The following is a 23017-nucleotide window of genomic DNA, read 5'->3' as shown; positions in this document are numbered from 1 at the left end:
CCGCTTTCCCCACACCAACAGGACACACCCGCATGCACTTCCACGACAAGGTCGCCATCGTCACCGGCGGTGGCCGCGATATCGGCCGCGCCATCTCGCTCAAGCTGGCCGCGGCCGGCGCCAAGGTCTGCATCAACTACGCCAACGACGACGCCAGCGCGCGCGACACCCTGGCACAGCTGCAGGCCGCCGGCGGCCAGGGCATCCTGCACCGCGCCGACGTTACCGATGCCACCGCCGTGGCCGGCCTGCTGACCGCCACGCGCACCGCCTTCGGCCAGCACATCGACGTGCTGATCAACGTGGCCGGCGGCATGCTGGCGCGCAAGCCACTGGCCGACATCGACGAGGCCTTCTTCCATCAGGTGATGGACCTCAACCTCAAATCGGTCTACCTGACCACCCAGGCGGTGGCGCCGCATATGCGCGAAGGCGGCGCGATCGTCAATTTCGCCTCGCTTGCCGGGCGCGATGGCGGCGGGCCGGGCGCGGCCATCTACGCCACCGCCAAGGCGGCGGTGATGACGTTCTCGCGTGCGATGGCCAAGGAACTGGGCCCGCGCGGCATCCGCGTCAACGCATTGTGCTGCGGCATGATCTCCACCCGCTTCCACGACGACTTCACCAAGCCGGAAGTGCGTGCCTTCGTCGCCAATGCCACCCCGTTACGGCGCGAAGGCCGCCCGGAGGAAGCTGCCGATGCGGCGTTGTACCTGGCATCGGATGCGGCCAGCTTCATCAATGGCGCCAACCTGGACGTCAACGGCGGCGTGTTCTTTTCCTGATCGACAAAGGAGTCCTGCGCATGCGCTGGCGATGGATGATGACTGCGACACTGAGTGTGGTGCTGGCAGGCCCGGCCACGGCGCACCCGGCACCACGCTGGGTGCCGGCCTGGATCGCTTCGGCAACGCCGGACCGGCTCGACGGCGGTGCCGACACGCCGCTGCAATTTGCCGATGAAACGGTGCGCCAGGACATGCGCCTGGGCAGTGCGGCAGTGGCTCTGCGCGTGCGCATCAGCAACGAGCTGGGCACCGCACCGCTGACCATCGCTGCGGGCACCGCGCGCCTGCTTGGCGGCGGCGGCGCGCAACCACTGCGCTTTGACGGGCGCGCCAGCGTGACCGTGCCACCCGGTGGCGTGCTGCTCAGCGACCCGGTGCCATTGCGTGCACCGGCATTGGGCGAGGTGGCGGTCAGCCTGTATTTCCCCACGCCGGCGCGCCCGGCGGTACGCCGCACGGCCGTGCGGGTGGTCAAGGGCCAGGCCGAGGTACCGGACAGCAAGGCGTTGGCGTATCGCCAGAACGTCATCTCCGCCCTTTACGTGCAACCACCGCACCCACGCCAGACGGTGGTGGTGGCGCTGGGCGATTCGATCACCGAAGGCGCCACCGCCACACGCGGCGCCAATGGCGATTGGCCGGCCCTGCTGGCCAGGCGGCTGGAGCAGCGTTGCCCCGGCAGCGTGGTGGTGCTCAACGCCGGCATCAGCGGCAACAAGCTGCTCGACGACGGCCGCAGCCCCAGCGCGCTGGCGCGGCTGGATCGCGACGTGCTGGCACTGCCCGGCGTGGACCAGGTGATCCTGTTCGAAGGCATCAACGACATCCGACACAGCGGTCCGCCGGATGCGATTGCCGGCCGCAATGCCGCCGACATGGTGCTGGGATATCGCCAGATCGTGACCCGGCTGCAGCAACACGGCATCGCCGTGATCGGCGCCACGCTGACCCCGTTCGGCAACTCCGACCGCTACGAACCGGTGGCGGCAGCCACGCGCCAGACGCTCAACGGCTTCATCCGCGACGGGCAGGCATTCGATGCGGTGATCGACTTCGACGCCGCACTGCGCGACCCGGCCAGGCCGGAGTGGCTGCCCGCCGCGCTGACCCGCGACTTCCTGCATCCCAACGATGCCGGTTACCAGCGCATGGCCGAGTCGGTGGACCTGTCGTTGTTCTGCAAGGCCCGCTGATCCGCCGGTCGCCATGCCGTGGCGCACATGCGCCACGCTGCTGCGGCGGCACCGCCGGCATGCCCGCCGGCCTGCCGGCGCGCTAGCGCTTTTTCAGGATGCTGATCTCCCCGGAGGTCTCCAGGATCGCCATGTCGATATCGGCATCGTCGCGGCAATCGGCCTTGCGTTTTGCCACTTCGAAATCGGCGTAGCTGACGTTGTGGCGGACCAGTTCCTTCCAGTAGATCTCACCGCCACGCGCCAGCAGCGCCGGGCTGCCCTGCACCCAGGTATCGATCCGCCGGCTGCGCGCGGTGGCCATGCCCACCAGCCAGTTCAACACCAGCAAGGTGGCCGCCAGGATCATGCCGCCCAGCAGCGAGACGTCCTTGCCGATCAACGAGTTCTGCACCGCGGTTCCCAGCAGCACGATGAGCAGTACGTCGAACGGCGTGGATTGGCCCAGCGCGCGCTTGCCGGTCATGCGCGTCAGCAGCAGAACCACGGTATAGACCGCTACCGCACGCAGCACGAACTCCCACCACGGCATGTCCAGGTGCATCATTTCGTAAAAGCGCACGCGTGTTTCCACGTCCAGCATCGTGTGTCCTGACCGCCGTTGATCGATGGCGCACGCTAGTGCGGAAACGGTGAAGGCGCTGTGCTGTCGCCATCGTTGCCGAGACCGCCCGCCCGGCACCCATCGTGCAGCGCATCACGGCTTTTCGCTGGCGATCCGTTAGCGTCTGGCCTGGACAGACGGGGATGGCGGGCATGCGGAAAGGGATCACGCGTCGCGGGTTGCTGCTGGGCACTGCTTCGGCAGCGGTGTTGGCACAAGTGCCGGTGGGAGTTGCGCTGCCGCGCCGTGCGGCCGCGGCGCCGGCCTTTATCGATGCGTTGATCGCACGCATGAGCGTGGAGGAAAAGGCCGGCCAGCTGACGCTGTCCGGTTCGGCGCAGCAGACCGATGCGGCCGCGGCGGCCAATCCGATCAATACCGTGCCCACGGCCGAGGGCCAGCTTGCTGCCGCGCGTGCCGGGCGGGTCGGCGGCATCTTCAATGGCTCCAATGTGCTGTGGCATCAGCAACTGCAACAGGCCGCGCTGCAGAGCCGCCTGCAGATTCCGCTGCTGTTTGCCGCCGATGTGATCCACGGGTTCACCACGGTGTTTCCGGTGCCGCTGGCCGAGGCCGCCAGCTTCGAGCCGGCGCTGGCGCAACGCACCGCGCGTGCGGCCGCACTGGAGGCCAGTGCGGTCGGCATCGACTGGACCTTCGCGCCGATGGTGGATATCGCGCGCGATGCGCGCTGGGGGCGCGGCGTGGAAGGCAGTGGCGAAGACGTGCTGCTCGGCCGGCGTTTTGCGCAGGCCCGCGTGCGCGGCTTCCAGGGCGAGGGCCTGGATCATGCCGATGCACTTGCGGCCTGCCCCAAGCATTTCGCGGCCTATGGCGCCGCCGAGGCGGGGCTGGACTACAACACCGTCGACATCTCCGAGCGCAGCCTGCGCGAGGTCTATTTCCCACCGTTCCAGGCTGCCTTCGATGCCGGCGCAGTGACCACGATGGTGGCCTTCAACGAGATCGCCGGCATCCCTGCCACCGCCAATCGCTGGTTGCTGGGCGAGGTATTGCGCGGCGAGTGGGACTACCGCGGCCTGGTAGTGTCCGACTACACCGGCGATCTGGAACTGATCGGGCACGGGTTTGCCAGCGATGCGCGCGAGGCGACCAGGCTGGCGTTCCTGGCCGGTGTGGACATCAGTATGCAGAGCGGGCTGTACCTGCAGCATCTGCCGGCGCTGGTGGCCGCCGGCGACGTGACGATGGCGCAGCTGGATGCCTCGGTGCGGCGCGTGCTGCAGTTCAAGGCCGAGCTTGGATTGTTCGACAATCCGTTCCTGCGCATCGTGCCGGCACGCGCGCAGGCGCGGCAGCGGCGCCCGGACAGCCTGGCTCTGGCGCGCGAGGTGGCGCGCAAATCCATCGTTCTGCTCAAGAACGATGGCGAGCTGCTGCCACTGAAGACGCAGGGGCAACGCATCGCGCTGATCGGGCCGATGGCACGCAACTGGACCGACAGCGCCGGCCCGTGGACGCTGTTCGGCGGCGACGACAGCGGCAACGACCTGGCCACTGCAGTGCGCGCGCGGCTGGGCAACCCGGACAGCCTGCAGGTGGTGGAAGGCTGCGACTTCGAACATGGCCTGCCCGGCGGCGTGCAGGCGGCCGTCACCGCAGCGGCGTCCGCGGATGTGGCGGTGCTGGCGATCGGCGAGCCGATGCGCTACTCCGGCGAAGCGCAGTCGCGCAGCGAGATCGTCATTCCCGCCGTGCAGCAAGCGCTGCTGGCTGCGGTGGCAGCCACCGGCACGCCGGTGGTGGTGGTGCTCAGCAACGGCCGTGCGCTGGTGATCGATGGCCCGGTGCTCAAGGCGCCGGCGATCCTGGTCGGCTGGTTCCTGGGCTCGGCATCGGGCGCCGCGCTGGCGGACATCCTGTTCGGCGCGCACGGTCCGTCCGGGCGCCTGCCGGTGAGTTTTCCGCACACCGCCGGGCAGGTGCCCTATAGCTATGCGCATAAGCCCAGCGGCCGTGCCGACCCGCGCCCGGATGCCTTGCAACCGTTCAAGACCCGTTACCGCACCGCGCCCAACGCCGCGTTGTTTCCGTTCGGGCACGGCCTGACCTATGGCCGCATCGAATACGGCGAGCTGCGCTTGAGCGATGCACGCATGGCGGCGGCCGGCAGCCTGCGCATCAGCGCGCGCATCCACAACCGCGGCACGCGCGATGCCGAGGAAGTGGCGCAGCTCTACATCCGCGACCGCAGCGCCAGCATCACCCGCCCGGTGCGCGAGCTGAAGGACTTCCGCAAGCTGGCGGTGCCGGCGGGCGGCAGCGCGGTGGTGGAGTTCGTGCTGCGCCGTGAGGACCTGCTGTTTATCGGCCAGGCGTTGAAGCCGACGGTAGAGCCTGGCGTATTCGATCTCTGGGTAGCGCCCTCTGCAGAGGCCGAGGGCGTGTCTGCGAGTTTTGAATTGATGGGCTGAGCGCCAGCGGCAATCGGAATGGCTCAGCTCAGGGGATGGATATGAGGCGTGTCTCGCTCACGCAGAGGGCATCGCGCCCAGGTTGGCTCGGGAACACATCACCATTGCGCTGACGCTCCCGCTCTCGGTCGTTTTGAGAGGGGACTGGGTCTTGAGAGATTGGACGGTGCGTCTGCCTCGGTTTACAGCGGACGATCTGCGGGTTTGCTGCAGGGTCCTTGCCAGCCTACCATCGCAGGACACGCCGCAAGTACGTCCGTGTAGGCTCTTACGCGGCATCCATGCCGCGTAAGGTCCCGCGACGGTAGGCGGGCAAGAACCCGTCGGGTTGGTCGGTGTGCGTGGTCAGGAGCAGTGATGCCGTGCCCTGCAATGCGATGCGATGCAGTGCGGTCTGATCGGCGTTCTTCGATGCGCAACTCGCTGCCATGCCGACATCGATTCACTCGTCATCGAAGGCGCGTCTGGCCAACATGCTGACGCCATCGCTACAACCTTCCAAAGGTTTGTCAGCCGATCGTATTTCCGCGCAACACCTCTGCAAGGAACGGCGCAGTGCGGCTGCCACGCTGCCGCGCAACCGCCTCCGGCGCACCCGCCGCCACGACAGCGCCACCCGCGCCGCCCGCGCCCGGGCCCATGTCCAGCACCCAGTCGCTGCTGGCGGCCACGCGCATGTCGTGCTCGACCACGATCACCGTATTGCCGGCCTCCACCAGGCCTTGCAGCTGACGCATCAAGGTATCCACGTCGGCCGGATGCAGGCCGGTGGTCGGCTCGTCCAGCACGTACACGGTGTCGCGCCGCTGCGCACGTTGCAGCTCGGTGGCCAGCTTGATGCGCTGCGCCTCGCCGCCGGACAGCTCGGTGGCCGGCTGGCCGAGCCGCAGATAGCCCAGCCCCACTTCGCGCAACACCTGCAACGGGCGCAGCACGCTGGCGTCGTCGGCAAAGAAGCTGGCGGCCTGGTCCACCGTCATCGCCAACACCTGCGCGATGTTGTGACCCCGCAGCGCAATCTCCAGGGTCTTGGCGTTGTAGCGCGCGCCGTGGCAGCTGGGGCATGGCGCGTACACGCTGGGCATGAACAGCAATTCCACATGCACCGAGCCCTCGCCCTCGCAGGTGGCGCAACGGCCCTTGGCGACGTTGAACGAAAACTGCCCCGGGTCGTAACGGCGGCGGCGCGCGGCCGGTGTGGCGGCGAACAACTTGCGCACCGGATCGAACAGGCCGGTGTAGGTGGCCAAGTTTGAACGTGGCGTGCGGCCGATCGGTTTCTGGTCCACCCGCACCAGGCGGCGCACCTGGTCTAGCCCGCCGACGATCGCACCACCCAGCGGCACCTGCGTGCCGCGCTCCAGCGGGTCCAGCGCTTCGTCTTCCTCTGCCTGGGTTTGTCCGAGATGGGCGGCCAGCAGTTCCACCAATGCCTGGCTCACCAGCGACGACTTACCCGAGCCGGACACACCGGTCACGGTGGTGAACACACCCAGCGGCAGGTCCACATCCAGCTCGCGCACATTGTTGCGGGTGATGCCGCGCAGCTGCAGCCAACCGGTGGCCGCACGCGCATGGCTGTGCACCTGCGGCGGGGTGCCGAACAGGTAACGCCGCGTGGACGAGGCCTCCACCTGCTCCAGTCCCGCGGGCGGGCCGCTGTACAGCACTTGCCCGCCGTGCACGCCGGCAGCCGGGCCGACGTCGACGATCCAGTCGGCGTGGCGGATCACATCCACCTCGTGTTCGACCACGAATACCGAATTGCCGGCGGCCTTGAGCTGATCCAGCGCACCCAGCAAGGCCTGCGCATCGGCCGGGTGCAGGCCCGCCGATGGCTCGTCCATCACATACACCACGCCGAACAACTGCGAACGAATCTGCGTGGCCAGCCGTAGCCGTTGCAGCTCGCCCGGCGACAGCGTCGGCGTGCTGCGCTCCAGGCTGAGATAACCCAGGCCCAGCGCCTGCACCACCTCGATCCGCGCGCGCAGGTCGGCGGCGATGCGTTGCGCGGCAATCGCCTGCTCGGGATGCGTGTCGGCCTGCTTGCGCTTGTCGTTGCGCTTGCCACCGGCACCTTCCGCAGCCGGGCGCAGCAGGTCGGCCACCTCGTCCAGCGGCCGCCGCGACAGCTCGCCGATATCCAGGCCGGCGAAGGTCACCGACAGCGCCTCGCGGCGAAGCCGCTTGCCGTCGCACTGCGGGCACTGCGTGCTGACCAGGTACTGCGCCACGCGCTTTTTCATCTGCGCGCTCTGCGTGGTGGCAAAGGTGTGCAGCACGTAGCGCCGCGCACTGGTGAAGGTGCCCATGTAGCTGGGCTCCTCCTTGCGGCGCAGCGCGCGCCGGGCCTCGTCCAGGCTGTAGCCGGCGTACACCGGCACCACCGGTTGCTCATCGGTGTAGAGGATCCAGTCGCGGGTCTTCTTCGGCAGCTTGTGCCACGGCAGGTCGACGTCGTGGCCCAGCGTGGTGAGGATGTCGCGCTGGTTCTGGCCATGCCAGGCACCAGGCCAGGCGGCAACCGCGCGATCGCGGATGCTCAGCGTGGGATCCAGCACCATGGTCGCCTCGGTCGCATCGTAGATCCGCCCCAGGCCATGGCAGGTGGGGCAGGCGCCGGCCGGGGTATTGGGCGAAAAGCCGTCGGCGTAGATGATGTCCTGCCCCGGCGGGTAGCTGCCCGCACGCGAATACAGCATGCGCAGGGAGTTGGAGATGGTGGTGACGCTGCCCACCGACGAGCGCGCACTCGGCGCGCCGCGCGCCTGCTGCAAGGCCACCGCCGGCGGCAGGCCTTCGATGGAATCCACTTCCGGCACACCGACCTGGTCGATCAGGCGCCGCGCATACGGCGAGATCGAATCCAGGTAACGCCGCTGCGCTTCGGCAAACACGGTACCGAACGCCAGCGAAGACTTGCCCGAGCCGGACACACCGGTGAACACCACCAGCGCATCGCGCGGGATGTCCACGTCCACGTTCTTGAGGTTGTGCTCGCGCGCACCGCGCACGCGCACCAGGCCGGAGGAAGACGACGCTGCGCTGGACATGAGTGACACACCGACATTCGACAATGCGCCAGCCTACCGCGTGCCGCATACAGCCGGTGTCAGTGTTGACGGCGAATCCTGCGGCGCTTCAATCAAGCAACTCGCTGATCGCCCTGGAATGCATCGGTCGAAGGCGCAACGCCCTCACCGCTCGCGGGCTATGCCGTAAACCATCCCACGGGCTCGATGGCGGCATCCATGCCGCCACACGGTCCCGCAATCGGCGAGGACACCGCACAAGACAGTTGCCGGCTGCTTTGTTGAAAACCATGCGCGCCGGCCAACTCAACTGGTCCTTGTCCGCCCACCGTCGCGGGACCTTACGCGGCATGGATGCCGCGTAAGCGCCTACAGGGACGTACTTGCGGCGTGTCCTGCGAGGGTGGGCGGGCAAGGGCCCTGCAGCAAACCCACAGCGTCAAGAGCGCGGCGAGAACACCTCACCAGAAAGTCAGTCGGTTGCCTTATCGAAAACCACGCACACCAGCCATCTCGACAGGTCCTTGCCCGCCCACCGTCGCGGGACCTTCCGCGGCATGGATGCCGCGTAAGAGCCTACAAGGACGTACTTGCGGCGTGTCCTGCGAGGGTGGGTGGGCAAGGGCCCCGCAGCCAACTCACAATCCAGCCGCTCTACAACCCGATCACCCCAGCGCGTGCGCCGGCACCGGCTGCTCGCCGGTCTCCGCCAGCGCCTGCATGCGCGCCACCACGCCACTGAACAGCCATGCAGTCGCCGCGCCACGCGTGCGGAAGATCTCTTCAAGCTCGCCGTAGTACCACAGCGTGCCGGCGCGCCCGGCGGTGAACACGTTGAAGATGTCCTGGCCCACGTCCGGGTTTTCCAGGTCCTGCACAATGGTGCGCGCGTTATAGAGCTTGTCGCAGCCGGACACCAGCAAGGCGCGCTCGGGCGTGTTGCGCAGGTGCTCCAGGTAGGCCAGCTTGCGCTCGCGCCAGTCGCGTTTGCGCGCGCTGGCGGTGTTGTCCACCTCGGCCTTGTCTTCGGCGGTGGCATCGGTGCATGCCATCACGATGTCGGCCACTGCATCGCCGAACTGCGCGCGGATCGAGGCCTCGTGACCGCCGCCGCAGTCTTCCACCACATCGTGCAGCAGCCCGGCGATGGCCTGCTCTTCGTCGCCGCCGCATTCCAGCACCAGCGTGGATACGCCCAGCAAGTGGCTCAGATACGGAATCTGCGTGCCCTTGCGCACCTGCCCGGCATGGGCGATGCGCGCGTAATCCACGGCCAGGGCGTAACGTTCGGTGAGAGTGGTCATGGGGCGTCCGATGCGGGGAATGGCGCATTATCGCCGAGCCCGGTGACGCCCCAGGTGAGGATGGCGCGAGGATGCGTGTGCAGACTCAATGACGCGCTGTTGCGGCCGATACCGCTAGGCTACCTCCACGCCGCACGATTGCTCAGCCATGCCCACGCTCCCCGTTTGCAACGCCTGCCGCGACGGCCAGGACTTTCCCACCGCCATCACCATGGCGTTCCAGCCGATCGTGGACGTGTCCACCCGCAGCATCTATGCCGGCGAGGCGCTGGTGCGCGGCGTCAACGGCGAATCGGCCGGCAGCATCCTGGCCGCCGTGGATGAGCGCAACCGCTACGCCTTCGACCAGGCCTGCCGCATCAAGGCGATCGAATGCGCCGCGCAGATCGCGCTGCCGGCCCTGTTGTCGATCAACTTCATGCCCAACGCGGTCTACAACCCCGAACACTGTCTGCGCGCCACGCTCTCGGCCACAGCGCAGTACGGCTGGCCGCTGGACGCCATCATCTTCGAGGTCAGCGAACAGGAACACCTGGCCGAGCCGGCGCATCTGCTCGACATCATGCGCACCTACCAGGCGCGCGGCCTGAAGACCGCCATCGACGACTTCGGCGCCGGCTATTCCGGCCTTGGCCTGCTGGCCGATTTCCAGCCGGACCTGCTCAAGCTGGACATCGCCCTGGTGCGCGGCATCGACGCCGACCGCAGCCGCCAGGCCATCGTCCGCCACGCCACCCGCATGTGCGAAGAACTCGGCATCGCCGTCATTGCCGAAGGCATCGAACACCCGGACGAATACCGCACCCTGCGCGACATGGGCATCCACCTGCAGCAAGGCTATCTGTTCGCCCGCCCAACAATCGGCGAACTACCGCAGGTGCACTGGCCGGAGTGAGCGCGCACGTGCGCGAACTGCCCCCTCAGCAAACGTGCAATCGCTCCACACAAAATCCGCACCCGACCAAATCAAACAGCACGCAAGCCGCTTTTACGATTCCCCAATCCCGATTCCCGATTCCCAGCGGCGCCCAGCCCCCATCCACACCCCGCCAACCAACCGCGCCGCCTCACACATACCGCGGTATCGGCCCCAGCTGCGGCGTCTGGTCCGGCAACTCCACTTCCACCTCGTCCACATAGCACCAGCCCCAGCCTTCGGGCGGGTCGTAGCCTTCGATGATGGGATGGCTTGTGGCGTGGTAATGCGCCGTTGCGTGTTTGTGCGGCGAGTCATCGCAGCACCCCACGTGGCCGCAGCTGCGGCACAGGCGCAGATGCACCCAGGTGCTATCGATGGCCAGGCAGTCTTCGCAGCCACGTGCGCTGGGCGTGACCTCGCTGATCTGCGCGGTATGTGTGCACTGGTCGCTCATGAGGTGGTGGACTCCTGTGAGGCACTGACAAGTTCGGATGCCGGCACCGGGTTGGCCTGGTGTGCCAGGTATTGATGAATCTGCGCGACGACCGCCGCGCCCTCGCCCACCGCCGCGGCCACGCGCTTGACCGAGCCGGCCCGCACATCGCCGATGGCGAACACGCCGGGGCGGTTGGTTTCCAGCGGCAGGCAGGCCGGCACGCCATCGCCGCGTGCGTTGCCGGTGACGACGAAGCCACGCGCATCGGTCTCCACGCACTGCTGCAGCCAGCCGGTGTTGGGGTCGGCGCCGACGAACAGGAACAGGTGCCGCAATTCCACCCGCGTGGTCTGGCCATCGGCGCGCGTGCGCAATACCGCCGCCTGCAGGCCGCGCTCCGGGTCACCTTCCAGCGCGGACACTTCGGTGCCGGTATGCAGCTGCACATTCGGCAGCACGGCGATGCGGTCGATCAGATATTGCGACATCGACGATTCCAGCCCCTCGCCGCGAATGATCAGGTGCAGTTCCTTCACCCGCGGTGCCAGAAACGCCACGGCCTGGCCGGCGGAATTGCCGCCGCCCACCAGCGCCACCACGCCGCCCTCGCACAGCCGCGCTTCCACCGGCGAGGCCCAGTACGACACGCCATGGCCTTCGAAACGCTCCAGCCCGTCGATCTCCGGACGCCGGTAACGCGCCCCCGAGGCGACCACCACTGTGCTGGCCAGCAGCTGCTTGCCGTCGGCCAGATCCAGCTTCAGCGCACCATCGTCGCGCCCGCATTCCAGCGTGCCGGCCTCGATCGGAATCGCCAGTTCGGCGCCGAATTTCAGCGCCTGGTTATAGGCGCGCCCGGCCAGCGCCTGGCCGGAAATGCCGGTGGGAAAGCCCAGATAGTTTTCGATCCGCGCCGAGGCGCCGGCCTGGCCGCCGATGGCGCGCTGGTCCAGCACCAGCACCGACAGGCCTTCGGAGGCCGCATACACCGCCGTCGCCAGACCGGCCGGGCCGGCGCCGACGATGGCCACGTCGTAGCGCTTGTCCGGGTCGATGTCCGGCGTCATGCCCAGGCAATGCGCCGCTTCGGCATCGCTGGGCTGACGCAGCACCCGCCCGCTCGGGCACACCATCACCGGCAGTTCCTGCTCCTGGATGCCGAAGCGCTGCACCAACGCGCGGCCTTCCTCGTCGGAGGCATCGATCACCGTGTTCGGGTAACCGTTGCGGGTCAGAAAGCCCTGCAAACGGGTCAGATGCGGATCGTCCGGCTCGCCGATCAACACCGAGCCGGAGGCATCGCCTTCGATCAGGCCGACGCGGCGCAGGATCAACGCACGCATCACCACCTCGCCCACTTCGGCCGAGCTGATCATCAACGCGCGCAGATGCGCGGTGTCGAACGGCAGCGCCAGGCAGCCCTGCGGCCCGGCACGTCCACCGGCGAGTGAGGCGCGCCCGGCCAGCTGGCTGACCTCCCCGGTGAACTGGCCGGGCGTCTGCAAGGTGATCGGCTTTTCGTTGCCCAACCCGTCGCGCCGCACCACTTCAATGGCGCCTTCCAGCACCACCCACACCGGCGCGTGCGCATCGCCCACGTCGAAGACGATCTCGCCCGCATCGAAACGCTGCGCCGGCCCGCTGGCAAACCGCCGCGTGATCGCCAATTGGCCCGAGTCCAGCTCGGGGAACATCTGATGGTGGCGGGTATCGGCCAGGGACATGGAGTGGCGACGCTGAGGGGGGAGTACATGCAAGCATGGCCAGCCGTGAGGGTGATGGCAATCACCCGAACGGGCCAAGCCGGGCGCAACAGAGCGCGCATGCGCGAGCAGCACGCGCGTGCATACCAGCGCGGTGTCTGCACAGGCAAGACACCTCACGCGGCTGCCAGCGGTACCGCAGGCTCACCAGCGGTGATCGGCACAATCAGCCGCAACCGTACGCGCAGAAGGTGGCCGACGTAGCTACTGCGCTGGCGGCCAAGCGAACACGGCACTGGGCCCGCAGCCGGTACGCGGCACTCGAACGCTCCGATTGCTTCGGTTGCTTCGGTTGCTTCGGTTGCTGCTGTTGCTGCTGTTGCTGTTGCTCGGTTTGCTCTGGTTACTCCGCAGCGCGCCGATGAACCCACACCACGCCTTGTCAGCCACGCTACGCTTGTACCGCCTCCCAGTGCGGCCCGTGCTGGCCGGCGGCCATGCGCTCGGCCGGGCGCACGCGAAACACCACGCTGATGCGCTCGCCCACCGCACGCGCGGTCTTGGCGATGCCGTGCTCGTGGCTCAGTTGCGAGGCATGGCTCATCGCCAGCAGGCTACCGGGCGCCAGCTCCACACCGATCGCACGCGTGTTGCCGTCCTTTGCGCGCAGCTGCATCCGCCGCGTCGCACCCAGTGACACCAATGCGATCGGATGCGGCGCCAGCAACGTCTGCAGCTTGTCGTGATGCATCGCCACGCTGTCGCGGCCATCGCGATACAGATTCAGGCCTACCGCGTTGTACGGCGCAGGCAACACCGCCTGCACCGCAGCGAGCAGCGCCTGCAGCGGCAGCCCGGGCGGCAGCGGTGCGTCCAGCCGATACGAGGCCAGCAGCCGCGGCACCTCCACCACACGGTCGTACATCTCGCGGCGCTGGCTGCGCCAGTCGGTCGCCTGGCGCAACGCGGCAAAGCACTGCTGCGCCATGGCAGGCGCCAGCAGCTGCGGCCAGTAGCGCACGCCGCCCTGCGTATCGTGCAGCAGCTGCACCGGCGCGGTGGGAGTATCGAACAGATCCATCGGGGTGATATGCGGACGGTTTGCACGATTTCAGCAGCCTGCCGTTGCGATTGCCCGCTGCCGAAGCCCCGCATTCGCATGCTCTCTCGCAGCTACTGGCATTGCGCTCGTTCCGTGCAGAAAGGCGACCGATCTGCGCATCCGCTGTCTCCTGCGCACGACACCGGCAACCTCTCCAAGGCAGGCACACGCATCACCGCCGCCCGCCCCCGCACAGGTTAGCGAGCTCAACGATGCAGGCATGGGTGTCATGCGATCAGGCCCGACAGCTGTGCTACGGTCCGGCGCTGCATCCGCCTGGAACCGTTCGCATGCAGCATCGCTCAATCGCCTTCTCTCCCCTGCGTTGGCTGGCGCTGCTTGCCGCCTGCGTCAGCTTTGCCGGCAATGCGGCGCCACGTGGGGACGACGCGGGTTTCAGCGCGGTTGACCCCTTGATCGGCACCGGTGGTGAAGGCCACACCTATCCCGGTGCCACGGTGCCGTTTGGCATGGTGCAGCTGAGCCCGGACACGCAGATCAAGCCGCGCAAGGAGGCCTATGGCTGGGCCGCCGGTTACCGGCATAGCGACACCACGATTGTCGGCTTTTCGCACACGCACTTTTCCGGCTCCGGGCATTCGGACCTGGGCGATGTGTTGCTGATGCCGCAGACCGGCCAGGTCAGACTCGAACGCGGCGACGCCGCCACACCGGGTAGCGGCTACACCGCGCAGTTCGACCATGCCAGCGAGCAGGCGCAACCCGGCTATTACGCGGTGACCTTGAAAGACCGCAACATCCGCGCCGAACTCACCGCCAGTGCGCGGGTGGGCGTGCATCGCTACACCTTCCCCAAGGGCACGCCGGCGCATGTGCTGGTGGACCTGCGCACCAGCCTGTACGACTACCCCGGCAAGGTGCAGTGGTCGCGGCTGCGCGTACGCGGCGATGGCACCGTCACCGGCTTTCGCGAAACCCGCGGCTGGGCACCCGGCCGCCAGCTGTACTTCGCCATGCGCTTCTCCCGCCCGCTCACCGCCACGCAATTGCACGACACCGAGCAGGACATCCCGTACAAGGGCTTTCCGCCGCCGGGCGAGAAGAACCCCGCGCAGCGCGCACAGATCGAGGGCCGGCAACTGGTCGGCGTGTTCGACGTCGCCAACGATGGCACGCCGCTGGTGGTCAAGGTTGCGCTGTCGCCGGTCAGCGAGGCCGGCGCCATCGCCAATCTCGACGCGGAGGTGCCGGGCTTCGATTTCGACCGCGTGCGCGCCGATGCGCGCGCGCAATGGACACAGGCGCTGTCGGCGATCGACGCGCAAGGCACGCCGCAACAACGCACCCAGCTCTACACCGCGCTGTATCACACCCTGCTCGGCCCCACCCTGTTCATGGACAGCGATGGCCAGTACCGCGGGCCGGACAATGCCGTGCATCAGGCGCGTGGCTGGACCAACTACTCCACCTTCTCGCTCTGGGACACCTACCGCGCCCTGCATCCGCTGCTGACCCTGGTGCAGCCGCCGCAACGCAGCAGCGACATGGTCAATTCCTTGCTCGCCTCACGCCGCGAGAGCGCCTACGGCATCCTGCCCGTCTGGGCGTTCCACGGCCTGGAAACCTGGTGCATGATCGGCTACCACGCCGTGCCGGTGATTGCCGACGCCTACATGAAAGGCATCGGCGGCTTCGATGCCAACGAAGCGCTCGATGCCATGGTCGCCAGCGCCAACTACGGCCCCTACGACGGCATCGCGCAGTACCGAGAGCTGGGCTACGTGCCCATCGACGAAGAAGGCGAAGCCGCGTCCAAGACGCTGGAATACGCCTTCGACGACTGGACCATCGCGCGCATGGCCGACAAGCTCGGCAAGCCCGCCATCGCCGCAGAATTCAGCAAGCGCGCCGGCAACTGGAAGCACGCCTTCGACCCCGCTACAGGCTACATGCGTGCACGCACCCGTGCCGGCAACTTCCGCGAACCATTCGATCCATCCACTAGCGGCTACGGCAGCGACTACACCGAAGGCAATGCCTGGCAATACTCCTGGTATGTGCCACAGGACGTCGCCGGGCTTGCCGCCGCACATGGCGGCGACGACAAACTGCTCGCACGCCTGGATGCGGTGTTCGACGCCAAGGTCGACCCCAAGGTGTTCGCGCATATGGAAGACATCACCGGCCTGATCGGCTGGTACGCGCACGGCAACGAACCCAGCCACCATGTCGCCTATCTCTACGCCTACGCCGGCCAGCCCTGGCGCACCCAGGCGCGGCTGACCCAGATCATGGACACCCAGTACCACGCCGGCCCCGAGGGCCTGGCCGGCAACGACGATCTCGGCCAGATGTCGGCCTGGTACGTGTTCACCACGCTGGGCTTTTATCCGGTGGCACCGGGCAGCAACCAGTACATCATCGGCCGCCCGTTCCTGCCGCGCGCCACGCTCAAGCTGCCCAATGGCAAGCGCTTCAGCGTGATCGCCGATGGCCTGAGCAAGGCGCGCAGCTACATCGGCAGCGCCACCCTCAACGGCCAGCCGCTGACCCGCGCCTACCTCACGCACGAAGAAATCCAGGCCGGCGGCGAGTTGCGCTTCCGCATGCAGGCCACGCCGAACACGCAATGGGCCACCGATCCGGCGCAGCGGCCGTATTCGATGTCGACGCAGACGCGCTGAGTCAGTAGTGGATGCCCATGCGTAGCCCGCAGGCGTCGCGTTCCACCACCGCCGGCAGGCTGCCGGCGGTGCCTGCGGCAATGCGCTCCGCGCTCCAGCAGGCCACCAGGGCATCGAGCACATCGTCCGGCTTGGCCAGCGCACGGGGCACGCGCTCCAGCAACGCGGCCACCTGCCTGGCGCCATAGCACTGGCCCAGCAAGGCGGCGCGCTGTTGGTGGCCTGCACTGCTCTTCTTGCCCGCCGCCAGGCCGTGCCCGCCGGCGAGCAAGGCGAACGACACTTCCGGGTGCACCTCGAACACGCGCTCCGCCCACGCCAGATCGGCACGCAAGGCATCGTCCCAGGCACGAATCTTCGACAGCAGCGCAAACGACTGCACGCCAAAGCCACGCTGCCCGTCGTGGTCCAGCACCCGATGCAACGCAGAGGCGTCCACCTGCGTGGATGCATGCAGCATGCCGCGCAATGGCGCGGCAAAGATGCTGGATGCGCGGCGCCCACCCACAAAGCGCCGCGCCTGCACATCCGCCGCGCGGGGCGCGTGCTCGCTCAGACCGATCGGAATGTCCACGCCCAGCACAGCGACGTCCCCCAATGCGCTCGCCACCGCGGCCACCGTGGGGTAGCCGGCAAACTGCAATCCATCGCCGGCCTGCCACACCGCCAGCCAGCCGCTGCCGGCGCCATCGATCCCTACACACTGCATTGCGGTCCTCCCGGTCGTGGCCTGCGTGCACGGCGCAGCAGCACGCACGCCATCTGCGTAACGCGTTCACATCATGCACAACATTCGTTCACCCGCACGCATCGCCGTGGTTTCCAGACTGCACTGCATAGGCCGCAGCACGCTGCGGCCCTGCCATCCCCCACTGCAGGAGCCAGCGCATGTCCAGCACCAAGAACCAGTACGAAATGCAGAACCCGCTCACCCAGTTTCCGCAGCCCAAGTTTCCCGAGCAGACCCAGGAAGCACCAGGCACCATCCATGCATTGCAGCCAAGGGCAGACCACGGCGAGCAGAGCTACCAGGGCTTCGGCCGCCTGAAGGGCCGCAAGGCGCTGATCACCGGCGCCGACTCGGGCATCGGCCGCGCTACTGCGATCGCCTATGCGCGCGAAGGCGCGGACATCGTGCTGAACTACCTGCCGGAAGAAGAACAGGACGCTGCGGAGGTGGTGAAGTTGATCGAGGCCGAAGGCCGCAAGGCGATCAGCATCCCTGGTGATCTCAAGGATGAGGCTTTCTGCAACCAGTTGGTCGCACGCGCGGTCAAGGAACTCGGTGGGCTGGATCTGCTGGTCAATATCGCCGGCAAGCAGACCGCGATGAAAGACATCGCCGACATCACCACCGAGCAGTTCGACGCCACCTACAAGACCAACGTGTACGCGATGTTCTGGCTGTGCAAGGCGGCCATCCCGCACCTGCCGCCGGGCGCATCCATCATCAACACCGGCTCGATCCAGTCCTACCAGCCCTCGCCGACGCTGCTGGACTACGCGTCCACCAAGGCGGCCATCGTCAACTTCACCAAGGGCCTGGCTCAGCAGGTCGCCGAGAAGGGCATCCGTGTCAACGCCGTCGCCCCCGGCCCGGTGTGGACCCCGCTGCAACCCAGCGGTGGCCAGCCGCCGGAAAAGATTCCCGAGTTCGGCTCGGAAACCCCGCTCAAGCGTGCCGGCCAGCCGGTGGAGATGGCGCCGCTGTATGTGATCCTGGCCTCGCAGGAGTCCAGCTATGTCACCGGCGAAGTGTTTGGTGCCACCGGTGGGTTGCTGCTGTCCTGAGTTAGCTTAAAGCGCACTTCCAGCGTCACGCCACCAGAGCCCTGACGATCGCTGCACGCGCAGCGGTCGGCGGGGTTTTCTTCGATGGCGCTTTTGGTATTGGCGGCAGTCTCGAATGCTGATGCATCAGCACCACCGAACCGCAAGGTAGTTCGACCAGCTACGCAAAGACGGCTTCGGTCATGCGAAGCGCCCCGTCTCCCACCGGGAGAAGGTGCCCGAAGGGCGGATGAGGGTACGCAACCCCACCAATGCTCCGCCCACAGCCTGCGTTTATTGCGTCATCACCACCGTCTGGATTGCATGCGCCGGAATCTCCAATTCACTCGATGCATCGCCCACGTACAGGTTGTAACGGATCGCCACATCGCTGGCATTCATCACCACCGTGGCCAGGCTGCCATCGGTGTTGAGAAAGGACGTCGTTGCCAGATTGCTGCGGCTGCTGGCCGCACTCACCCGCCGCGCGCCGGGGCGGATGAACTTGGAAAAGTGGCCGATATACCAATAGCTCGGCGTGTAGATCACCTCACCGGTGCGCGTGTCGGCATGCACCGGCGCAAAGCAGTAATTGCCCACGTGGTTCGGCCCGCCGTGCTGGTCGAGCAGGATGTTCCAGTCGGTCCAGCCCACCGCACCATGATTGAGATCGTTGATGATGGCAGTGCCGTAGCGCTCGCCATTGGGCCAGTGCTGCATCTTGGCTGGGTCGAACTTTTCCACCGCCGCTTCGGTCAGCAGTAGCGGCTTGTCCGGGTACGCCTGCGCCACCGCCGCCACGTTCTCCACCATCGGCGCGAACCCGGCCCAGGTCTCGTACCAGTGGAAGCCCATGCCCCACGCGTATTTCGCCGCTTCCGGATCGTCGAAGATCACGTGCGCGCGGTGCAGCATCATGTCGCGGTTGTGGTCCCACACGATGATCTTGCGGTCGCCATAGCCGGCCTGCTCCATCGTCGGGCCGAGGTGGTTCTTCAAAAAGTCGCGCTCTTCCTCGGCGGAAAACACCATCGACTCCCAGGTCTGCACCGCCATCGGCTCATTCTGCAGGCTGATGCCCCAGATCGGGATGCCGGCCTTTTCGTAGGCCGCAATAAAGCGCGTGTAGTAGGTGGCCCAGGCCTGCGCATACGCGGGCAGCAACTTGCCGCCCTTGAGCATGTTGTTGCTGTCTTTCATAAAGGCCGGCGCGCTCCACGGGCTGGCAAATGTCGTCAACTTGCCGCCGGCCGCCGCAATGGCCTGGCGCAGCATCGGGATGCGATAACGCTGATCGTGCCTGACCGAAAAGCTCTTCAGCGCCGCATCGCCTTCCTTGATGTAGGTGTAGCTGCCGCTGCTGAAATCCGAGCTGTGGATGGTGGTACGCGCCAGCGTATAGCCGATGCCCTTTTGTGGGTCGTAATAAGCAGTGAGCAAGGCGCGCTGCGCAGGCTTGGGCAGCCTGGCGAAGGTCTCGGCACTGGCATCGGTGATCGCCCCGCCGATGCCCAGCACCTCCTGGAAGCGCCGCTGCGGATTGACGAAGATGGAGTTCTCCTTCTCGGTCAACGCATGCCCGGCGGTGGGCGCATCGGCAGTGCTGACACGCATCTGCTGCGTGGCGCCTTGGGCGGAGGTGTAAACGCGTAGTGCGCCGGCGGCGGCTGGCGGAGTAGCAGCATCCGCAACCGGAGCCTCTACCGCCTTCGATGCGGGCGTGGATGCAGATGCCGTCGATGCCGGCACCGGAATCGGCGTTGTTGCTGTTGTTGCTGATGCTGTTGCTACAGAGGCCAACACCGTTTCAGTCGCAGCACCCCAAACCCCCAGAACCCCCACCATCGACCACGCAATCGTTCGCTTCACCGTGCACCCTCCCAGGTTGGTGACCAAGCCTAACCGACCAACGCGGCGCAACATGGCGCAACAAACGAGCGCAACCATGCATCCTTCCACCAATGGACACTCCCTTCTCCCCTCGGGAGAAGGTGGCCCGAAGGGCCGGATGAGGCTACGTCTGCCAAGAGTGCAACCCGCCCCCTGCAATCAAGGCAACAACCTAAACCCCAACTGGAAAGACAGCCCCACGACTCCAGCAAACGCACCTTCACCCCAGCCCCTCTCCCGCTGAAGAGGGGCTTCTGGTCAGCGCGCGGCATCACCGCGACGAGCGTCGATCAGCGGCGCGACAACCGATCCAGAATCCCAGGCACTTCCAGCCCAAGCTCGCGCGCCAGAAACCCCACCGGCCCAATCCGCCTGGCCAACTGCCTGCCCGCGGCCGCATGCACAAACACGCCCCATAACGCAGCGGTCAACGCATCGCAGCCGCGCGCGGCAAAGCCGGCAATCAATCCCGCCAGCACATCGCCAGATCCGGACGTGCCCAACCCGGACGCGCCCCCGCGATGCATCCACACCACTCCATCCGGGCCGGCAATAAAACTGTCCGCACCCTTGACGATCACCACGCTGCGCAGCTTCTGCGCAAACTTCAGCGCGTACGCGCCCGGTGCCGCTTCCACCGCCGCCTTGTCGTCGCCGGCCAGGGTCGCCATCTCGCCCGCATGCGGCGTCAATACGAATGGCCGCCCGATCGGCGCCCGCAGGCCACGCGACAACGCACCGGCATCCAGCACCAAGGTGCACACCGCCTGCTCGGCGGCGCGCCTGACCATCGCCGTGGTGGTGGCCGACGACGCCATCCCCGGACCGATCACTGCCGCATCGCAGGCCGCCATCGCCCCGTCCAGCGCGCGATGCCCGCGCACGATCTCGCCCTGCCGGTTCTGCGCCAACCCCAGTACCAGCGCCTCCGGCACCGCCAAGGCCATGCCCGGCGCCACACTGGCGGCGGTGGCGATCTGCAGCTTGCCTGCACCGGTGCGCAGCGCCGCCTCGCCGGCCAGCAGCACCGCACCCGGCACACGCATCGAGCCACCCACGATCAACACGCGCCCGCGCTGCTCCTTGTCGCCACCCGGGGCCGGCAACGGCATCGACCGCAAGGCGGCGGCGGTGAGCATGCGCATGCGCGGGGCGGCCATCAGCGCGCCCCGGCCGGGCGGTCGGACTCGGTGGTCACCGGCTCGTCGGCCAGCTCTGGCGGCACGAACTTGGTGCGCAGCAATTCCAGCGATTGCCCATCGGCCGCAGCCGCGTATTCGGTGACACCGCAATTGGGCACGTCGCCCTCGCGGTCGATGCCCAGGATGGTGGCTTCGTCCATCCGCTCGATGAGGTAGCGGAAGCAATTGACAATCACCTGATGGCCCACGATCAGCACGCGCGCGCCCACATGGTTGCGCTGCAGGTCGCCCACCACACCGCGCAGGCGGAAGATCACATCGCACCAGCTCTCACCACCGGGCGGGCGAAAGTAGAACTTGCCCACTAGCTTGCGCTGCTCGGCCAGCTCCGGAAAGGTCGCAAGAATGCCGGCCGTGGTGTAACGGTCGAGCACGCCGAACTCCTTCTCGCGCAAACGCTCGTCCATGCTGACCGACTCGGCCGGCTGCCCAAGCGCACGCGCCACCGCAGCGGCGGTCTGGCGCGCACGCACGTAGGTGGAACTCAGGATCAAGGTTGGGCGCTCGTGCTCGGGCAAACTGGCCATCCACGCCCCCAACGCCTCGGCCTGGCGCTCGCCCAGCGCCGACAACGGCACATCCGCATCGCGGTGCTCCAGGTCGATCAAAGCCGAGCCGTTGGACTCGGCCACATCGCGCGCCACATTGCCCGCGCTTTGCCCATGCCGCACCACCCACAACCGCGCCGGCCACTGCGCCGAGACACCGGCTACCGCACTGTTCTCACTCACATGCTTCTCCTGCACAACGTCGACCTCACATGTCGCACAGCCGCCGTGAAAACATGGTCGACCAGCGCATCTGTGACCGGTGTTTCAATACGCACGCGCATCCATGACTGATGGCACGGCAACAAGCGAACGCAACGGATGGGTAACGCCGCGTCGGTATACTGCAGCCCCCCGACACCCTGCTGCCCATGTCCAACGTCCTGTTGCTGCGCACGGCAAAAGAGCGCGAAGAACTGCTGCTGGAAGAGGTGCTGGACGCCACCGAGCAGTGCATCGACGTCATCGGCCTGAGTGCCACCAGCTTCGAACTGATCGCCGAGCGCGCCAAGGTCAGCTGCGGCAGCCTGCTGCAACGTTTCGAAGACAAGGACGCGCTGGTGCGCGCATTGCTGGAGCGCAACTACATGCGCGCCATCCGCCAGATGTGGCTGGTGGAACACCCGGCCAATGTGCACGTGGTGGATTTCATCGCCGGCCTGCTCGAAGAATGGCTGCTGCAGGAAATCAACATCAAGCGCACCCGCATCGACCTGGAACTGCACCTGGCCACCCTGCGCGACCCGGTGCTGGCCGCCTTCATGCGCCGGCAGAGCGCATCGCTGATCGAACACCTCAGCGCCCTGCTCAAACGCCTGCTCCGCGGCCACGCCGACCCGGCCAGCAGCGAACAGGAATTCCAGGCCCGCGTCTTCGCCGTCGCCGCCATGTGCGGCGGCCTGCACAGCGTGATGACCAGCGGCATGGAACTCAACCGCATGCATTTGCAGTTGATCCTGCGGGAGAGTTTGTCGGGGATTTTGAAGTCTCCGCCGGTGTAGGAGCGCTACTTCTTTCCGCCTGATTCTTCCAGACTCGCCGGCCACTCCACCTGCTTCAGCGCATAAGTCATCTGTTCGGCAAGTAGCTCCAGACAAAATGCCAGCTCGTCCATGCAGATGGCCGGCTGCCTATCCCGCTCTTCGGCCTGCGTGCGTGGCTGCGCCAGGCGCGCCAAAAATCGCATATGGTCGCGCAGCTGCTGCAAGCGGTATTGCGCGCCTTCTGGCAGGTAGTAGCCTGGGTGTGACTGCATATCGCGTACAACGTCCGACATGGCCTGCTCCTCATTCCATGGAATCAACCCGCCCGCCGCAAGGCGACGGACGGGAAGTCGGGAGGCTCGAAACCGCGAACAGCCGGCGGGCGTATTCCCCTTGCGGGTGTTGTATTAGCCGCCCTCCCGACGCAGAGCATCGCGTCGGTTGCACCAGCAAAGTTGCA

General features: G+C 67.0%; 18 protein-coding genes. 7 read left to right on the top strand and 11 right to left on the bottom strand.

Annotation, left to right across the window (positions count from 1 at the left end; translation table 11 throughout):
- Positions 1–32 precede the first annotated feature (32 nt).
- Entirely contained in the window at positions 33–785 is a 753-nt protein-coding gene (locus ABQY64_RS06075; protein WP_024938633.1) for an SDR family NAD(P)-dependent oxidoreductase, read from the top strand.
- A gap of 35 nt (positions 786–820) precedes the next feature.
- The gene (locus ABQY64_RS06070) at positions 821–1981 is read left to right on the top strand and encodes an SGNH/GDSL hydrolase family protein (RefSeq protein ID WP_349779260.1); all 1161 of its coding nucleotides are present in this window, start codon (positions 821–823) and stop codon (positions 1979–1981) included.
- Between the two features lie 82 nt (positions 1982–2063).
- On the opposite strand, the gene ABQY64_RS06065 is transcribed toward ABQY64_RS06070, so the two are convergent.
- Complete coding sequence (locus ABQY64_RS06065; RefSeq protein WP_349779199.1) at positions 2064–2564, bottom strand: YetF domain-containing protein; 501 nt, start codon at positions 2562–2564, stop codon at positions 2064–2066.
- Positions 2565–2737: 173 nt separating this feature from the next.
- Here ABQY64_RS06065 and ABQY64_RS06060 point away from each other — a divergent pair, with 173 nt between their 5' ends.
- Positions 2738–5020 carry a glycoside hydrolase family 3 N-terminal domain-containing protein gene (locus ABQY64_RS06060; protein WP_349779200.1) on the top strand — a complete coding sequence of 761 codons (2283 nt, stop codon included), beginning with the start codon at positions 2738–2740 and terminating at the stop codon, positions 5018–5020.
- 509 nt (positions 5021–5529) lie between these two features.
- Here the strand turns inward: ABQY64_RS06060 and ABQY64_RS06055 are convergent.
- Both ABQY64_RS06055 and ABQY64_RS06050 read right to left on the bottom strand, forming a co-directional pair.
- Positions 5530–8076 carry an excinuclease ABC subunit UvrA gene (locus ABQY64_RS06055; RefSeq protein ID WP_349779201.1) on the bottom strand — a complete coding sequence of 849 codons (2547 nt, stop codon included), beginning with the start codon at positions 8074–8076 and terminating at the stop codon, positions 5530–5532.
- 644 nt (positions 8077–8720) lie between these two features.
- Entirely contained in the window at positions 8721–9359 is a 639-nt protein-coding gene (locus tag ABQY64_RS06050) for an HD domain-containing protein (protein ID WP_349779202.1), read from the bottom strand.
- Between the two features lie 148 nt (positions 9360–9507).
- On the opposite strand from ABQY64_RS06050, the gene ABQY64_RS06045 reads away from it, so the two are divergent.
- On the top strand, positions 9508–10254 hold the full coding sequence (locus ABQY64_RS06045; RefSeq protein WP_104590529.1) for an EAL domain-containing protein: 747 nt from the start codon (positions 9508–9510) through the stop codon (positions 10252–10254).
- Positions 10255–10426: 172 nt separating this feature from the next.
- On the opposite strand, the gene ABQY64_RS06040 is transcribed toward ABQY64_RS06045, so the two are convergent.
- The 3 genes from ABQY64_RS06040 to ABQY64_RS06030 all read right to left on the bottom strand — a co-directional run bounded on the left by ABQY64_RS06040 (position 10427) and on the right by ABQY64_RS06030 (position 13498).
- Entirely contained in the window at positions 10427–10732 is a 306-nt protein-coding gene (locus ABQY64_RS06040) for a UBP-type zinc finger domain-containing protein (RefSeq protein ID WP_016904212.1), read from the bottom strand.
- Positions 10729–12438 carry an FAD-dependent oxidoreductase gene (locus ABQY64_RS06035; RefSeq protein WP_104624201.1) on the bottom strand — a complete coding sequence of 570 codons (1710 nt, stop codon included), beginning with the start codon at positions 12436–12438 and terminating at the stop codon, positions 10729–10731. Before ABQY64_RS06035 ends, ABQY64_RS06040 begins: the two co-directional genes overlap by 4 nt.
- A gap of 430 nt (positions 12439–12868) precedes the next feature.
- Complete coding sequence (locus ABQY64_RS06030) at positions 12869–13498, bottom strand: alpha-ketoglutarate-dependent dioxygenase AlkB (RefSeq protein ID WP_104570261.1); 630 nt, start codon at positions 13496–13498, stop codon at positions 12869–12871.
- A 311-nt stretch (positions 13499–13809) separates the two neighbouring features.
- Between ABQY64_RS06030 and ABQY64_RS06025 the strand changes: the two genes are divergently transcribed.
- On the top strand, positions 13810–16164 hold the full coding sequence (locus ABQY64_RS06025; protein ID WP_349779203.1) for a GH92 family glycosyl hydrolase: 2355 nt from the start codon (positions 13810–13812) through the stop codon (positions 16162–16164).
- 1 nt (position 16165) lies between these two features.
- Here ABQY64_RS06025 and ABQY64_RS06020 read toward each other — a convergent pair whose 3' ends face one another.
- Positions 16166–16873 carry a DUF429 domain-containing protein gene (locus tag ABQY64_RS06020; RefSeq protein ID WP_349779204.1) on the bottom strand — a complete coding sequence of 236 codons (708 nt, stop codon included), beginning with the start codon at positions 16871–16873 and terminating at the stop codon, positions 16166–16168.
- A gap of 179 nt (positions 16874–17052) precedes the next feature.
- Between ABQY64_RS06020 and ABQY64_RS06015 the strand changes: the two genes are divergently transcribed.
- Positions 17053–17955, top strand: coding sequence for an SDR family oxidoreductase (locus ABQY64_RS06015; protein WP_115043183.1), 903 nt, complete (start codon positions 17053–17055; stop codon positions 17953–17955).
- Positions 17956–18228: 273 nt separating this feature from the next.
- Here ABQY64_RS06015 and ABQY64_RS06010 read toward each other — a convergent pair whose 3' ends face one another.
- The 3 genes from ABQY64_RS06010 to ABQY64_RS06000 all read right to left on the bottom strand — a co-directional run bounded on the left by ABQY64_RS06010 (position 18229) and on the right by ABQY64_RS06000 (position 21772).
- Positions 18229–19548, bottom strand: a complete 1320-nt coding sequence (locus tag ABQY64_RS06010; protein ID WP_349779205.1) for a glycoside hydrolase family 30 protein — start codon at positions 19546–19548, stop codon at positions 18229–18231.
- Between the two features lie 566 nt (positions 19549–20114).
- Positions 20115–20984 carry an NAD(P)H-hydrate dehydratase gene (locus ABQY64_RS06005; RefSeq protein ID WP_349779206.1) on the bottom strand — a complete coding sequence of 290 codons (870 nt, stop codon included), beginning with the start codon at positions 20982–20984 and terminating at the stop codon, positions 20115–20117.
- Positions 20984–21772 (bottom strand): histidine phosphatase family protein, encoded by a 789-nt coding sequence (locus ABQY64_RS06000; protein ID WP_349779207.1) that lies wholly within the window; start codon positions 21770–21772, stop codon positions 20984–20986. The genes ABQY64_RS06005 and ABQY64_RS06000 overlap by 1 nt, the downstream gene beginning before the upstream one ends.
- A gap of 173 nt (positions 21773–21945) precedes the next feature.
- On the opposite strand from ABQY64_RS06000, the gene ABQY64_RS05995 reads away from it, so the two are divergent.
- Positions 21946–22575: a TetR/AcrR family transcriptional regulator gene (locus ABQY64_RS05995; RefSeq protein WP_349779208.1), complete on the top strand. Its 630-nt coding sequence runs from the start codon at positions 21946–21948 to the stop codon at positions 22573–22575.
- 5 nt (positions 22576–22580) lie between these two features.
- Here ABQY64_RS05995 and ABQY64_RS05990 read toward each other — a convergent pair whose 3' ends face one another.
- Positions 22581–22850, bottom strand: coding sequence for an XAC0095 family protein (locus ABQY64_RS05990; RefSeq protein WP_349779209.1), 270 nt, complete (start codon positions 22848–22850; stop codon positions 22581–22583).
- Between the last annotated feature and the right edge of the window lie 167 nt (positions 22851–23017).

Origin of the sequence: Xanthomonas sp. WHRI 7065, from assembly GCF_040203115.2 — a bacterium.
Taxonomy (GTDB): Bacteria; Pseudomonadota; Gammaproteobacteria; order Xanthomonadales; family Xanthomonadaceae; genus Xanthomonas; species Xanthomonas arboricola.
This window is presented reverse-complemented; position numbering and strand designations above follow the sequence as displayed.

Excerpts from the sequence above, each read along its gene's own strand:
- ABQY64_RS06065 (WP_349779199.1), bottom strand. The coding sequence starts at position 2,564 with ATGCTGGACGTGGAAACACGCGTGCGCTTTTACGAAATGATGCACCTG.
- ABQY64_RS06045 (WP_104590529.1), top strand. The coding sequence starts at position 9,508 with ATGCCCACGCTCCCCGTTTGCAACGCCTGCCGCGACGGCCAGGACTTT.
- ABQY64_RS06030 (WP_104570261.1), bottom strand. The coding sequence starts at position 13,498 with ATGGATCTGTTCGATACTCCCACCGCGCCGGTGCAGCTGCTGCACGAT.
- ABQY64_RS06005 (WP_349779206.1), bottom strand. The coding sequence starts at position 20,984 with ATGGCCGCCCCGCGCATGCGCATGCTCACCGCCGCCGCCTTGCGGTCG.
- ABQY64_RS06060 (WP_349779200.1), top strand. The coding sequence starts at position 2,738 with ATGCGGAAAGGGATCACGCGTCGCGGGTTGCTGCTGGGCACTGCTTCG.
- ABQY64_RS06070 (WP_349779260.1), top strand. The coding sequence starts at position 821 with ATGATGACTGCGACACTGAGTGTGGTGCTGGCAGGCCCGGCCACGGCG.
- ABQY64_RS06055 (WP_349779201.1), bottom strand. The coding sequence starts at position 8,076 with ATGTCCAGCGCAGCGTCGTCTTCCTCCGGCCTGGTGCGCGTGCGCGGT.
- ABQY64_RS06015 (WP_115043183.1), top strand. The coding sequence starts at position 17,053 with ATGTCCAGCACCAAGAACCAGTACGAAATGCAGAACCCGCTCACCCAG.
- ABQY64_RS06035 (WP_104624201.1), bottom strand. The coding sequence starts at position 12,438 with ATGTCCCTGGCCGATACCCGCCACCATCAGATGTTCCCCGAGCTGGAC.
- ABQY64_RS05990 (WP_349779209.1), bottom strand. The coding sequence starts at position 22,850 with ATGTCGGACGTTGTACGCGATATGCAGTCACACCCAGGCTACTACCTG.
- ABQY64_RS06025 (WP_349779203.1), top strand. The coding sequence starts at position 13,810 with ATGCAGCATCGCTCAATCGCCTTCTCTCCCCTGCGTTGGCTGGCGCTG.
- ABQY64_RS06020 (WP_349779204.1), bottom strand. The coding sequence starts at position 16,873 with ATGCAGTGTGTAGGGATCGATGGCGCCGGCAGCGGCTGGCTGGCGGTG.
- ABQY64_RS06040 (WP_016904212.1), bottom strand. The coding sequence starts at position 10,732 with ATGAGCGACCAGTGCACACATACCGCGCAGATCAGCGAGGTCACGCCC.
- ABQY64_RS06010 (WP_349779205.1), bottom strand. The coding sequence starts at position 19,548 with ATGCGTGTCAGCACTGCCGATGCGCCCACCGCCGGGCATGCGTTGACC.
- ABQY64_RS06075 (WP_024938633.1), top strand. The coding sequence starts at position 33 with ATGCACTTCCACGACAAGGTCGCCATCGTCACCGGCGGTGGCCGCGAT.
- ABQY64_RS06050 (WP_349779202.1), bottom strand. The coding sequence starts at position 9,359 with ATGACCACTCTCACCGAACGTTACGCCCTGGCCGTGGATTACGCGCGC.
- ABQY64_RS05995 (WP_349779208.1), top strand. The coding sequence starts at position 21,946 with ATGTCCAACGTCCTGTTGCTGCGCACGGCAAAAGAGCGCGAAGAACTG.